The 13,889-nt window shown below is 63.8% G+C and carries 10 protein-coding genes and 1 tRNA gene; 3 read left to right on the forward strand and 8 right to left on the reverse strand.

The window, feature by feature from the left end; translation table 11 throughout:
* Positions 1–22: 22 nt before the first annotated feature.
* From murA to QX135_RS11825, 3 genes are all read right to left on the reverse strand, one after another.
* Positions 23–1,312 (reverse strand): UDP-N-acetylglucosamine 1-carboxyvinyltransferase, encoded by a 1,290-nt coding sequence (gene murA / locus QX135_RS11815; RefSeq protein ID WP_316179375.1) that lies wholly within the window; start codon positions 1,310–1,312, stop codon positions 23–25.
* 150 nt (positions 1,313–1,462) lie between these two features.
* Complete coding sequence (locus QX135_RS11820) at positions 1,463–3,163, reverse strand: FAD-dependent oxidoreductase (protein WP_410052037.1); 1,701 nt, start codon at positions 3,161–3,163, stop codon at positions 1,463–1,465.
* Between the two features lie 43 nt (positions 3,164–3,206).
* On the reverse strand, positions 3,207–3,389 hold the full coding sequence (locus QX135_RS11825) for a hypothetical protein (protein ID WP_316179371.1): 183 nt from the start codon (positions 3,387–3,389) through the stop codon (positions 3,207–3,209).
* 352 nt (positions 3,390–3,741) lie between these two features.
* On the opposite strand from QX135_RS11825, the gene QX135_RS11830 reads away from it, so the two are divergent.
* Positions 3,742–3,816: transfer RNA gene (locus QX135_RS11830), tRNA-Thr, on the forward strand.
* Between the two features lie 682 nt (positions 3,817–4,498).
* On the opposite strand, the gene QX135_RS11835 is transcribed toward QX135_RS11830, so the two are convergent.
* The 3 genes from QX135_RS11835 to QX135_RS11845 all read right to left on the reverse strand — a co-directional run bounded on the left by QX135_RS11835 (position 4,499) and on the right by QX135_RS11845 (position 8,068).
* Positions 4,499–5,230 (reverse strand): hypothetical protein, encoded by a 732-nt coding sequence (locus tag QX135_RS11835; protein WP_316181353.1) that lies wholly within the window; start codon positions 5,228–5,230, stop codon positions 4,499–4,501.
* Between the two features lie 84 nt (positions 5,231–5,314).
* The gene (locus QX135_RS11840) at positions 5,315–7,042 is read right to left on the reverse strand and encodes a DUF6119 family protein (protein WP_316181351.1); all 1,728 of its coding nucleotides are present in this window, start codon (positions 7,040–7,042) and stop codon (positions 5,315–5,317) included.
* Positions 7,043–7,372: 330 nt separating this feature from the next.
* Positions 7,373–8,068, reverse strand: a complete 696-nt coding sequence (locus QX135_RS11845; RefSeq protein WP_315773780.1) for a hypothetical protein — start codon at positions 8,066–8,068, stop codon at positions 7,373–7,375.
* Between the two features lie 720 nt (positions 8,069–8,788).
* Here QX135_RS11845 and QX135_RS11850 point away from each other — a divergent pair.
* Positions 8,789–9,121, forward strand: a complete 333-nt coding sequence (locus QX135_RS11850; RefSeq protein ID WP_315778403.1) for a hypothetical protein — start codon at positions 8,789–8,791, stop codon at positions 9,119–9,121.
* 233 nt (positions 9,122–9,354) lie between these two features.
* On the opposite strand, the gene QX135_RS11855 is transcribed toward QX135_RS11850, so the two are convergent.
* A complete protein-coding gene (locus tag QX135_RS11855) occupies positions 9,355–11,430 on the reverse strand; it encodes a HAMP domain-containing methyl-accepting chemotaxis protein (RefSeq protein ID WP_316181349.1) in 2,076 nt (691 codons plus the stop codon).
* Positions 11,431–11,597: 167 nt separating this feature from the next.
* On the reverse strand, positions 11,598–12,326 hold the full coding sequence (locus QX135_RS11860; protein WP_316181347.1) for an SDR family oxidoreductase: 729 nt from the start codon (positions 12,324–12,326) through the stop codon (positions 11,598–11,600).
* A 116-nt stretch (positions 12,327–12,442) separates the two neighbouring features.
* Here QX135_RS11860 and QX135_RS11865 point away from each other — a divergent pair, with 116 nt between their 5' ends.
* Complete coding sequence (locus QX135_RS11865) at positions 12,443–13,729, forward strand: hypothetical protein (protein WP_316181345.1); 1,287 nt, start codon at positions 12,443–12,445, stop codon at positions 13,727–13,729.
* Positions 13,730–13,889 lie beyond the last annotated feature (160 nt).

Raw genomic sequence — 13,889 nt, forward strand, 5'->3', positions numbered from 1 at the left:
TCTCATCCTCTTGGCAGCGCCCTCACTCGCGGATGCGCTCGATCGTGGCGCCGCAGGCCTTCAGCTTGTCCTCCAGCCGCTCGAAGCCGCGATCGAGATGGTAGACGCGATTGATCATGGTTTCGCCTTCCGCGGCAAGCCCGGCAATCACCAGCGACACCGAGGCGCGCAGATCGGTCGCCATCACTGGCGCGCCGCGCAGGCTCGAGGTGCCCTCGATCCGCGCGGTCTCGCCATCGAGACTGATCCGCGCGCCGAACCGCGCGAGTTCCTGCACATGCATGAAACGGTTCTCGAAGATGGTCTCGGTGATCGCCGAGGCGCCCTGCGCGCAGACCATCAGCGCCATCAGCTGGGCCTGCAGGTCGGTCGGAAAGCCGGGGAACGGCGCGGTCGTCACCTGCACCGGGCGGATGCCGTGGCCGTTTCTGACGACGCGGATGCCCTCGGCGTCGCTCGTGATCTCGGCGCCCGCCTCGATCAGCACGTCGAGCGCGGACTGCAACAGCTCCGGCCGCGCGCCGGCGAGCCGGACATCGCCGCCGGTCATCGCCGCGGCGATCGCATAGGTGCCGGCCTCGATGCGGTCGGGCAGCACGGTGTGACGCGCGCCGTGCAGAGACGCCACGCCCTCGATCTCGATGCGTGGCGTGCCGGCGCCGGTGATGCGCGCGCCCATCTTGTTGAGGCAGTCGGCGAGATCGGTGATTTCCGGCTCGCAGGCGGCGTTGGCGATGACGGTCGTGCCCTTGGCGAGGCTCGCGGCCATGACCGCGACATGGGTGCCGCCGACGGTGACCTTGGGGAAATCGATCGTGCCGCCGCGCAGGCCGCCCGGCGCCTTGGCGACGACATAGCCGGCATCGATCTCGATGCTGGCGCCGAGCTTTTCCAGCGCCATGATCAGGAGATCGACCGGACGGGTGCCGATCGCGCAGCCGCCGGGCAGGGACACCCGCGCCTCGTGCATGCGCGCCAGCAGCGGCGCGATCACCCAGAAGCTGGCGCGCATCCGCGACACCAGCTCATAGGGGGCCGTGGTGTCGATGATGTTGGCCGCCGAGATCTGCAGCGTCTGGCCCTGGTACTGGCCATCGCCGGGACGCTTGCCGACCGACATGATGTCCACGCCGTGATTGCCGAGAATGCGCTGAAGCTGCGCGACGTCGGCAAGGCGCGGGACGTTGTCCAGGATCAGCGTCTCCGGCGTCAAAAGACCCGCGATCATCAGCGGCAGGGCGGCGTTCTTCGCGCCCGAAATCGGGATGGTGCCGCGAAGCGGGTTGCCGCCGACGATGCGAATGCGATCCATGCTGGTCCTGTGGGGCTGGCCGGGAAATTGGGCTAAGGTCGGCGCAACAGGACCGACATTACGGCGATTTGATGGGTTCGCAACGGCAGGTCGCATCGCCGGGGAATTCATCCCCTGACGGTGCGGCCCGCCGCGGCGGGAATCCGCGAATCAGACCGGTGGGACCAGCGCATCGGCCAGAAACCCGTGCAGCGCGGCGACGACCTGGGCGCCCTCGCCGATCGCGCCGCCGACGCGCTTGACCGAGCCGGAGCGGACGTCGCCGACCGCATAGACGCCGGGCACCGAGGTCTCCAGCGGCGACACCATCCGCCCGGCATTCTGCTCCGACTGCGCGCCGGTGACGACGAAGCCGGCACGGTCGAGCGTGATGCCGCAGCCGTCGAGCCAACCGGTGGCGGGATCGGCGCCGACGAACAGAAAGAGATTGCTGATGTCGGCGGGCGTCTCTTCGCCGGACAGCCGGCTCTTCAGGGTGATGCGTTCGAGGCCCGTGTCGGCCCCGCCATCGAGCGCGACGACCTCGGTGTTGAACAACAGCTCGATGTTCGGCGTCGCCTCGATGCGCTCGATGAGATAGCGCGACATCGACGCGGCAAGCCCGCCGCCGCGGATGATCATCCGCACCTTCTTGACGTGGCCCGACAGAAACACCGCGGCCTGCCCCGCGGAATTGCCGCCGCCGACCAGCGCAACCTCCTGCCCCGCGCACAGCCGCGCCTCGATCGGCGAGGCCCAATACCACACGCCGCGGCCCTCGAACTCCTTGAGCCGGGCAAGATCAGGCCGGCGATAGCGCGCGCCGCTGGCGACCACCACCGAGCGCGCCCGCACCTCGTCGCCGCCCTCGAGCGCCAGCACGAAGGCGCCGGCCCTGCGCTCGCAGTCGAGCGCATTGACCGCCACCGGGATCATGATCTCGGCGCCGAACTTCTGCGCCTGGTTGAAGGCGCGTGCGGTCAGCGCCAGGCCGGTGATGCCGGTCGGGAAGCCGAAATAGTTCTCGATGCGCGCGCTGGCGCCGGCCTGGCCGCCGAACGCGCGCGAGTCCAACACCGCCACCGACAGACCTTCGGAGGCGCCATACACCGCGGTGGCCAGGCCCGCCGGCCCGCAGCCGACGACCGCGACATCGTAGATCTTCTCGCCGCGCGGGCCGCCGATCATCCCCACGGCACGCGCCAGCTCGGTCTCGCTGGGATTGCGCAGCACGCTGCCGTCGGACACCACCACCAGCGGCAGCTCGGCGGGCGTCGGCGAATAGCGCGCGATCAGATCGGCCGCGTCGTGATCATCAGCGGGATCGAGCAGATGGTGCGGAAAGCCGTTGCGGGTGAGGAAGCTCTGCAGCCGCGCGATCGCAGCCGATTGCGGCGGGCCGATCATGACCGGGCCGCCGGCGCCGCCCTGGATCAGATTGACCCGGCGCAGGATCAGCGCCCGCATGATGCGCTCGCCGAGTTCGGCCTCGGCGATCAGCAGCGCGCGCAACCGTTCGGGACGAATCAGGATGACCTCGACGTCGCCCTCGGCATGGCCGTCGACCAGCGCGACGCGGCCGGAGAGCTGGGCGATCTCGGCCAGAAACTGCCCTGGCCCCTGGTCGATGACCGGCGTGACGTGACCGAGGCCGTCACGCTGGGTGATCGCGACATGGCCTTTGAGAATCACGAACATGCCGGGGCCGGGCTTGCCGGTCTCGAACAGCAGCTCGCCGTCACGATAGGTCTGGATCTCGCCGAAGCCGCGCAGACGCGCGATCTCCGGCGGCGTCAGCTCCGGAAAAGTCTGGTCGAAGCGCGGCAACGTCTTCGCGAGCTCTGCCCGTTGTGCCGCCGCATCCGCCGTCATCCCCTCATCCGCTGCCATCACGCCCACCCCGCCTGCCATCTGCTCAATGCTTCGAATCGTCCGCGCCGTCGGCAGCGGCCTCGTCCAAGCCGTCCTTCTCGACCGTCCCCGCCTGGCTGCGCGCGCGGCTCTGCGCCTTGCGCCGCTTCAGGTTCTCGCGCAGCGCCTGCTTCAGCCGCTCCTCGCGCGCGCCCTTCGGCGCCGCCTTCCCGGTCTTCTCGGTCATCCCCTTCCCCTGGTCACCCCATACCAGAGGCACAATTGGGGCCGCAGATGCGAAAGCCAAGAGGCGTTGGCGACGCAGACGCTAGGTTCCGCCCGGCCGGCCGTCGCCTGCCCGGATGGGGAGTTGCCGCCGCAGCTACGGCCAGTTGGGCACCTCGAGCGGCAAACCGCGAGAATCCGCCGCGAACGGGCGATTTCGCGCCGATTCGGAGGTCTTTCGCTCCATTTCGATGCATCACGCTGACGTCTTTCCCCGAAAACCGGACGAGCCACGCTTGCGCAGGCGGGGACCTTGTGGCAAGAACCGCCCGCGTTCGGTCGCGGCCTTCGGGCCTGTCCCCGCCAGTCCCTTTGCTGCCGTAGCTCAGTGGTAGAGCACTCCCTTGGTAAGGGAGAGGTCGACAGTTCAATCCTGTCCGGCAGCACCAGGGCATTCTTCCCCGACATGATCCTCGGCGACGCCTCGGAACCACAGGCCACGCACAGATGCGCGTCATCGGCCTCGCGGCGCAATTTGCGTCCGAGCTCTGCTGCAGCACCGCCCTCTCCGGAAAATCGAGGGCGCAGGGAAGGCCGGGCGCTGGCCGCGCCCGTGGCCCGCCTGCGGAAAAAAATGCAGGCGGCAGGTACCACAGGTCTGGCCGAACACACCCGGCCCTCCCTGCGCGATGGGCTTACGATTTATACGCGCTCTCCCTGGGGACCGGGCTTTGTTGCCCCCATCACCCGCGATGCACTGACGCACATCAGCGAGCTTGACCTCAGCATCGGGAGGCCAGGACCACGCGACTTCACCGTCCGACTCGAAGTTGTTCGTCCGCTCGCGAATGCGCGCTGCAACTCCGACCCGGCCACCGCATCCCACACCCAACGCTCGTGACGACTCGCGAACGCCCCTCTTCGATGAGCGCGGGACGGCCGAAAGTGTGCAGGTGATTTGCCCGACGACACAAGCTGAATCGTTGCGGCAAACTGGCACGACGGGCAGTTCGGGCATGAGGGGTATGCACTGAGCTACGACCGGCGAACCTTGAGCACGATGAAAAGGCAACTCCCGCAGCACAGGACGACCCTCCACAAGCGCACGCGTCGCTAATGCCTGATCAGTATTTACGTCGGCGCCGAAGGCCGCAAAGCTACATCAGCCCCACGATCTCTTTTTATCTCTGGCGCAAGGGGCAGACTCGACTTATCGGTAAAAGGGCTTCGTGGATTGTACACAGCGCCAGAGAACATCGTTTTCGTCCTCTGCCAACATTTAGTCGTTTCGAGAGTGAAGCCAAGCTTCTTAGCGTATGGCTCTACTACGGCCTTCCGAAGCTGCTCAGCACATTGAATTGCGAGTATTGCATCATCCTGCGAGGCAGGCTCCCCTCTATGGACGATCAGATTCCGAGCCGGGTAGACAGTCTCGGTAATTTCATTCCATAGGCGACGTCCATCGCTCAGCTTTATATCCTGCAGATTAACCCCATGGAACGCCAAGATGGATGGGAGAATCTGTCGATCACTCGATCCTTGCCCAGACGCAATCCGCTGTGTGAATAGATTGGCCCAGTCCTCGGATAGGAACGCAGCCTGCATAAGAGGTCTGAGCAGGAGGAATCTCACGGTAAGCTCAATCGCGGTAACCGCCATTACAATGGCAGATGGATAGAAAGCGGCGCTTACCAGCATTCTCGCCTCCTTCATACAGGATTGGATACGGTCATCCACCGCATCGCCGTACGCTCCTAGATAGTTCCTCACCCCGTCTTCAGAGATGTTCTTCAACGTCTCTTCGATGAATTCAGCCTGATTCGCTTCATCTTCATAATAGCTGACGTCATCCCAAGTACCCACATTACCCCTCCACAATGCGTAGCGATACTTAACCTAACAGCCGCAGCACCCCCGCCATCAACTGAGCAAGGAGAAAGGATGACATCAAGCCGCACTTCTTGTCGTGAACTGGACCTTCCTCACAGGGACGAAACGCAACACCACACGCCTAAACTTCAGAATATTTCTTAGATGTTCATACATCAATTTCAGCTCATAGAGAGCCATTATCGATATCTTAGTTCTTTCTGGCTTTGGAGAGCGATTGTCATATAGCAACCATAAGCAAACATCATAGTCGCGACCATTCAACTCAGCGGTATGCTCAGCGATGTAGCTAAGATAGCCTTCCTTCACTCCGGCAGGCCGGGATGAGATAAACGAACGTATATCGGTGAGAAAGATTTGGTCCCGCAAAAACGCAGCGCTATAGAGACTCGCTTGGGCGAATAGGTAATTTGTGGAAGATGAGTCTTTGTATGGCTTGCAATGAATAATTCGAACAACACCCGCGTCCGTCTTATCTAGGATATCGCAAAACTCCTTATCGGCGCGACCGCCACCAATTCTTAGCTTCGCGCGATCGAAGAGAATTGCGGACGGAAGACGCCTGCAGACCTCCGAATTGAATATCGATTCCTTGTTCCTCTTCTCGCTCATATCGCTAATGTCGATATTTGCGTAAGCAACTTCACACGGCTGTTCGTCGAGAGTTCTTTCGGCGAAGTCCAATATCGATCGGTAGAAATCGCCATCGACTTCGAGCCAACGGCCATCACTCAGAACGAAATACTTGCCGTTCAACTTTTGCTCAAACACCAAGCAGTTGTATAGCCGCCAACGCCTGTACGGCAGAACACGATCTTCTTCCGACGAGTATGCGAAAATATGCTTTGCCTTCAGCTTCTCAATCGAAATCTTATCGAGGTCAAAATGTTCATCGAGTTGCTCGACACTCAGAAATGAGTAAATGGTGTTCTCGCGCTTCTTATTGTTCGAGTAAGTGAAGCTGTATTCCTCGTCCAAAACGAACTCTGGCACTCCAAGCGCGATGAGCTCAAATTGGCGGCGAGATAGCCGCTCAAGCAACGCGGCGTCAAGTAACGTCAACTCTTCTGGCGAAGCTTGGCGGAAGTTCTTGTAGTTCGGAAACAGAGTCGCGAAGTCCTTTCGATGAAAGGCGTCACGAAACTCTCTGCATTTCGCAACGATCAACGACCAAGTCAGCTTGTTCTGACCGATGACCTTGATGGTCAGGTTGTTTCGGCCCTGCAACGTTACATTCTTATTCCCCGGAATATGTGCAGAGATGTAGCGCAGATCCTCGGCCTCACTAAGACCGAAAGTAAAGGCATCCGCTGGCTTTCCGACCTGACGATCGATTTGAGTTGGCGTAATTGTATTGCTTTGGCTTCTGGTCTGACGGATTTCTTCATTACCGCAAAGATTCATAGCGGTCTTGATTCCGAAGTCCGGCTCAAAACCCGCATCGTCAAGACAGGTTGAGGCACTTCGTCCGAAACATGCAGCGAATACTTGATCGTCAATTTTGATCAAAAGTACGCCATTAGGGTTCTTGCTGAGAGCTGCGAATGCGACGCGGGCCGACCGCGGCATCCTATCGTTTACGAATTCGAGCCAGGGCGGATTTGACTTTCTTGAGACTGTCTCAAAGTAGAGGAACCGAAACATCTCGCCTTCAAATTCGAAATCGAACTGCGTCGTTGCCCGCTGAGTCGTCTTATCCACATTAAGCACCGTCTCAAATGTGCGACCAGGCTTTGCCATGAAGAATGAAATTTGAGCGATTTGGACCGGTTTATCCTCTGCCATGCCCCCTCCCCCTTTGAGCATCAATCTTCGAGAGGGTTAGAGGCGGTGTCAACCTGCGGATGTTAGTAAAACTTTATTCTACCGGTAAGTCGTTCCGGTCCTTGAAGCGCCAGCCGCGGGAGGAGCCACATACTTCTGCAGAAAAATCTGTTTGCCCGATCTAGCTCTCAGCTACCGAGTCCCCCTGGGTCCAGGTTGCGGGAGCCCAACTCGCTGCGGGGAACGAGAGCATTGTCTGGCGAGGACCGCCCGTGGTCTGATAGCAAGAAGCGCTCGCCCGAGCTTGAGGTGGCCATGCTCCCGTAAACTCGACGCACATCAGCATGCCTCTCAAGCTGATCTGACCTTAAGGTCGCTATCGCGGTCGACGCCGACCTCAGGAGCTTGACAAGAGCTAGGCGCTGGCGGCGTCGGCGTTTCGCCTCCAGTTTCGAGCGAATCGTGCGCAGACGTTTCGGCTTCATCGGGAGCTGAATTATCTGTAGATGCCTCACCCTTGCTCGACGATGAGTTGGTTGCTCGAAAACGACGCAGCTCTTCTTCATCGGCGGCGGCAAGCATTCGTTCTCTTTCCTCTATTTCTTTGCGAGCATCAGCCAAGTCCTTCTTGGCAAGATCACCTCCGCCAATTATGCCGCCCAAAATGCCGAGCATAAGAAAACCGACGCCGATGGAGTTCACCGCATTGTCCGAGAGAGCAAATAGGTACTTTGAACCAAATGCTATTCCGGCGCCGATAATCCCGATCATCGGGGTCGTAATCATTATTGCGAAGGCGACATTACCAAAAGCAATATCGAAAGATCTTTTAAAGCCGACCCCTTTACTGAGATATGCTTCATTGATTTGCGCGTCGACGTGACGCTGTAACGGAAGAAAGTTCGCCTTTGCTTCCCGAGCTAGTTTCAGAAGTTCGAGATCACGCTTCAGGCGATCAACGGATCGCGGCATTAGCTTATAGGCCAACCCCACCACGGCTGAGGCGACGCCGGTCAAGACAGAGAAAGTTTGAAGGTCAAAGTTCATAATCCCCTCCTTTGCCCACAGGAATCCTGCGAGCATCTATCGGCCCACCGGGGGACGATGGACGGAATCAGCAGTGAATTGATCATCACTTGTTTCGTCCGATGGACATAGCCGAACAAAAAAATTTGGAAAACTTTTGAGACGATAGCGAGAGTTGTGGCGGCCGAAATTTCCCCCGGTGGGCTACCCTGTTCGCTTTAACTTTGGACGGGCCTACGTGAGCCCCAGCCGATTGGATCCGCTCTGCATAGGCATCATGTAGGCCGCCGCTCGTGCGGGAGGCGATCGCCAATCTGCAACAGCCCCGAGCGAGCGCTCATATGGGTACGCTCCAGCGAGCAGACCCACAAAAGCAAAAGAACCTCGGCGCGGCGCTGCCTAGGGCGGCGTCATTCATGACACGCCTCCTTGTCACAGCTTAGCCCGGTGGCGTTCGCACGCCGAAGCTCGTGCTCGGCTTCGTGGCCGAGCCAGAGAGGGAGATGACGCGGCTCGTCACCGAGACGCGCGTCTACTGTCCCGGCCGCACATCCTTCTTCATGCTCCCGCCGTACTGGCTCGTGATCCGGCCGGTGAGCGGCCTCATCCGCCGGCGTATGCTCGGCGCCATCAGGCGGATGACGGAAAGACGGAGGATGGATCGGGGCACAGCCGGGATTTGAGCCGACTTGTTGACTCCTATATTCCATCATGGAGCTTACCGACCGCAGGGAGCGAGAGATGGTGAGTCCGGAGCTGGCGGCACGATGGACGGCGGTCAGAGCCTCGCTCGGGCGGGCACAGACAGCGCTGCCAGCGCCTCCGCTCCGGCACGTGCAGGCCTGCGCCAAGCTGTACGAGGACTTCGCCGAATATCTCGAGCACAATGAGCTCGCGCTTGCGCTCGACGCACTCATGGAGCTCGGCCGCCTCACCACGCCGCCCGGCGGATTCTGGCGCGACCTGGAGCGCGCCGCCGAAATCATGAACCTCGACGATCGGATTCTGGCCTTGCGAGAGGCGTTCCGTGCGGCACCGATTTCGCAGGACGACGCGTCGTCCGGCGGTCCATAGCTCGATCACACCCGGGGAATCGCGACCCTGCACGTCGCTTGCGGGCTTCGCGGCCGCACAGCGGAGGGACATCGGGGCACGAGCCCCGATGCTGACATGCGCGGATTGTCTTCTGCAATGGCCCGCGGGCCCAATGGGCGGCGGGCTGATCGCGGAAGCCCGGCCGGCTAGCCAATCGACGCCTGTGCAGGTGATCGATCGGCCTCGACGGAGCCGCCGCAGCCTCTGATGGGTTACGCCGCCCGCACCGAATCGAGGAAGCGGCTGACCTCGTCGCGGAGGCGGCTGCTCTGGCCGGAGAGCGACTTCGCGGCGGACAACACCTGCGACGAGGCCGAGCCGGTGTCGTCGGCGCCCTGCCGGACGCTGGCGATGTTGGCCGACACCTGCTGGGTGCCGTGCGCCGCCTGCTGGACGTTGCGGGAGATCTCGCGCGTCGCCGAGCTCTGCTCCTCGACGGCCGAGGCGATGGCCGAGGCGATCTCCGACATCCGGGCGATGGTTTCGCCGATCTCCTTGATCGAGCCGACCGACTCCTGGGTCGCCGCCTGGATGCCGCCGATCTGCTGGCCGATCTCGCCGGTCGCCTTGGCGGTCTGCTCGGCCAGCGCCTTCACCTCCGAGGCGACCACCGCGAAGCCGCGTCCGGCCTCGCCGGCGCGGGCGGCCTCGATGGTGGCATTGAGCGCGAGCAGGTTGGTCTGGCCGGCGATCGCGTTGATCAGCTCGACGACGTCGCCGATCCGCGCCGCTGCCTTGGCGAGCTCCGCGACGTTGTCGTTGGTCTTGCGCGCCTGCGCCAGCGCCTCGTTGGCGATGCGCGCGGAGTCCTGCACCTGGCGACTGATCTCGGTGACCGACGAGCTCATCTCCTCGGCGGCCGCGGCGACCGAATGCACGTTGGTCGAGGCTTCCTCGGAGGCCGATGCGACGACGGTGGCGAGCTCCAGCGAGCGGCCCGCCGTCGTCGTCAGCGATGAGGCCGAGCGTTCCAGATCGGCCGACGCCGACGACACGACGCCGACGACCTCGCCGATCGCCGCCTCGAACTCGCGGGTGAAGCGCTCGACGCGCTGGCCGCGCTCGATCTTGGCCTGCGCGTCGGCTGCGGCCGCCTCCTCGGCGCGCTTCTTCTCCAGCAGCGCCTCCTTGAACGTCTGCAGCGAGCCGGCCATCGCGGCGATCTCGTCGTCGCGATTGATCGTCGGGATCGTCACGTCGTCATTGCCGGCCGCCATCTGGCCGATCAGGCCGGTCAGGTTCACGATCGGGTTGATCACGCGGCGGCGCAGCAGCATGGTGACGAACACGAGAATGCCGGCGAGGGCAACGACCACCGCCGTCGCCAGCGCGAGCATCAGATAGGCTGCATCGCGCGCCGCGACGGCGCGGTCGCGCGCCTCGGCGATCGCGGCGTCGCGCACGACGAAGAACTTCTGCACGGCCGGGACGACCGCATCGGCCAGGGTGTCAGCGGTGAGTGCGTAGTTGAGATCGCCGAGCCCGGCGGCGATGTCCTTGTCGACGATCGGAACGGCGCGTCCGAAATAGGCCTCCCGGGCGTCCTTGAAGGCCGTGAGCAGGCGCTCCGGATTGCCGAGCTGGTCGATGCCGGCCTCCAGGCGCTCGCGGTCGACCTCGGTGCGGCCCTGGGCGCGATCCATCGCCGCCTTCTCGGCCGGAGCCACGGCGCGGCGGGCGCTGAGCGCCGGCGACAGCGCGGCGGCACGACCGCCGGCGGTCACGCGCAGGTCTTGCGCCGTGCGGGCGACGTCGAGCAGCGTCGTCAGCGACGCGTCGGCATTGGCGATGCGGTTCTGCAGACGGTTCAGAATCGGCTCGATCGCAAGGGCCACCTGGGTGACCCCGGGGAGAAAGCTCTTGATCGCAGCCGGGTCGCGCGCGCTCAGCGGCGCGGTCAGCGTGGGGTCCACCTTGGCAAGAATCTCGGACAGCTTGGACGACGCCTGGTCCAGGCTGCGGGTGATCGCCTCGCTGTCGGACACGCTCGTCAACTGTGCGCGCGCTTTCGCGAAGGACGCCTCGGACGACTGCCTGATCTTGCGCACGCCTTCGAGCTGCGCGGGGGTTGCGGGACCTTCCTGGAAGATCGGCGTGATGTAGGGCGCGCGGTGACCCACGACATCCTGGGCGAACAGCAGCACCGCGCCGAACGCCTCGACGGTCTTGATCGCTTCGGCCTTGTCGCTGACCGCCTTCACCTGCTCGATCACGACTTGTGCAGCAGGGAGGACGGCCAAAGCCGTCACGGAAAGCATCGAAATTGCAAAAAGTCGGCCGATTTTCATCATTGCCCCCGGATTACGCGGGCCCACGCTAGGTTCCTTATGATTAAGGTTGTGCTTAAATCGAATCCCGTATTTCAACGGGGGCTGGCCCCAGCGCATGTGCACCAGGCCATCCGAGCGGGCTGCTGTTCGAGCCGCGAGCGGACCGAGCGCCCGGCCCGCCCCGCCTACAAATCAAAGTTCGTCGGCAGCATCACGACGTCGCGAATGGTCATATGGCGCGGGCGGGTCAGCATGAACAGCACGACGTCGGCGACTTCGCCCGGCTCCAGCAGGCTGCCGGACTCGCGCGCCTCCTTCAGCTTCTCGGCCGGCCAGTCCGCGATCAGCGCGGTCACCACCGGACCCGGCGAGATCGCGCCGACGCGGATGCCGTGCTTGAACACCTGGCGGCGCACCGTCTGCACGAAGCAGTCGATCGCCCATTTCGACGACGCATAGACCGGCTCCCACGGCGTCGGGTAATGCGCCGCGAGCGAGCTGGTGACGATGATGTCGCCCGTCCCGCGCGCGATCATGTGCGGGAGAGCGTCGCGCACATTCTTCATCACGACGTTGACGTTGAGGTTCAGCATGCGGTCGATCGCGTCGGTCCTGGCGTCGACGAGATCGCCGCCGAGATAGCTGCCGGCATTGGCGTGGAGGATGTCGAGCCGGCCGGCCGCATCGAGGACGCGCGGCAGCAGGGTGGCGCAATCCGTGGGATCGAGCAGGTCGATGACCACGGGGATCACAGCGTCGCCGTGCCGCGCGCGCAGGCTCGCCAGCGCCGCGGCGTCGCGATCGATCATGACGACGCGCGCGCCGGCCGCCAGCATCGCTGCGCTGCTGGCCAGCCCGATGCCCGACGCCGCGCCGGTGACCGCCGCCACCTTACCTTCGAGTTCCCTGCCCATCATCTCCTCCTTGTCCGGCCAGACTACAGCAAATCGCGCAGCGCTACCGTACCGCGTTTGGACCCATCGCGATCCCTGCGCGTTGCATCCCGGCCGCATCACCCGTGAAGAGCCCGATGGAGACGATCGAAGCCTATCTCGCCCGCAAGCATCAGGAGCTGCAGCTCCTGAACGGCTGCCTGCGGAGACCGCATGCGCTGCCGGCGCCGCGCGCCGTGATGGAGGTCATCCGGCGCAAGTTTCAGCTCACGGCCGCGCTGAAGGCAGAGCACGCGCTGGGCGACTGGACCGCGACGGAGACCGCCTGGGCGGATGCCGCCGATCATCGCGCCGGCCCGTTCGCCTTCAGCTACGACTATCAGCGCGCGGATCTCGACGTGCGCGGGCCGTCATTCTATGCGGTGGGCGAGAGCCGCCATGACACGATCTACACCATCTCCGGCATGGCCGCGATCGCGGCGCTGCTGCTGGCGACGCGGCCCGTTCTCGGCAACACGGCGGACCTGCTGATGCTGCCGGGCTCCTATGGCGAGACGCAGGAGCTGGTCGCGGCGCATGCGCGGCATCTGCGCCCGGTGACGCTGACCCGCGGCCTTGCCGACGCGCTGGCGCAGCCCTCGCCGGCGCCGCGGCTGCTGCTGATCGATTCCAGCGCGACCGCGCCGCGCTTCGAAGCCGTGCTGAGTTGCGACCGCCCGGCGATCGATCTCCTGATCTTCGACACCACCTGCTTTGCCAATGGCTCCGGCCGCATTCGCCGCGTGCTGGCCTGGGCGCGGCGCTGGGACGTGCCGGTCGTGATGGTGCGCAGCCACACCAAGCTCGACTCGCTCGGCGCCGAGTACGGCCGGCTTGGCTCGGTCGCTTTCAGCGATTGGACCAATGCCGGCTCTGCAAGCCGCGTTGCGCTTCAGACGCTGCCGGACGAGACGCGCAACGCCGTCAGGCTGCTCGGCGGCGCCGCGCTGCCGGCGCATTTCCCGCCTTATGTCGGCCTGCCCGCCTATCGCGAGCTGACCGCGCGCCGCGTCGCCGCCATCCTGCGCAACAGCCGGCGCGCGCGGCGTCAATTCGCGACCGCGCTGCACGGCCTGACCGCGGAGCTCGACTTCGCGCACGGCCTCTACGTCACGCTCGCCGGTCGCGCGCCTCTGGACGAGGCCACCGCGCGGCAAGCCGCAACCGCCATGAGTGATGATCTGCGGCGCGCCGGGCTGCCGATCCGCCACGCCGGCAGCTTCGGCTTCGATTTCGCTGCGACGGAATGGTTTCACGACGCCACCACGGATCGCTACAGCGTGCGCGTCGCCGTGCCCGACCTGCCGACCGCGATCTGGGACGAACTGACGGACGCCATCGCCGCGTGGTGGTTCGCGCATCAGGAGCGATCCGCGGCGGCGTGACCGCTGCGCCATGGCACGCCTTGCCTCCTCAACGGCAAACGATCTCGATGTCACACGCGCCACGTCGTGCTCGGCGGTCGCGGCGCCACCGCACTCAGTGCACTGGCATCGCGCATCGCTTTGGCGCAGGGATTCGGGGCAACGCCTCGCGCCGCTCGCA

The sequence above is a fragment of the Bradyrhizobium sp. SZCCHNR1098 genome (assembly GCF_032489375.1).
Taxonomy (GTDB): domain Bacteria; phylum Pseudomonadota; class Alphaproteobacteria; order Rhizobiales; family Xanthobacteraceae; genus Bradyrhizobium.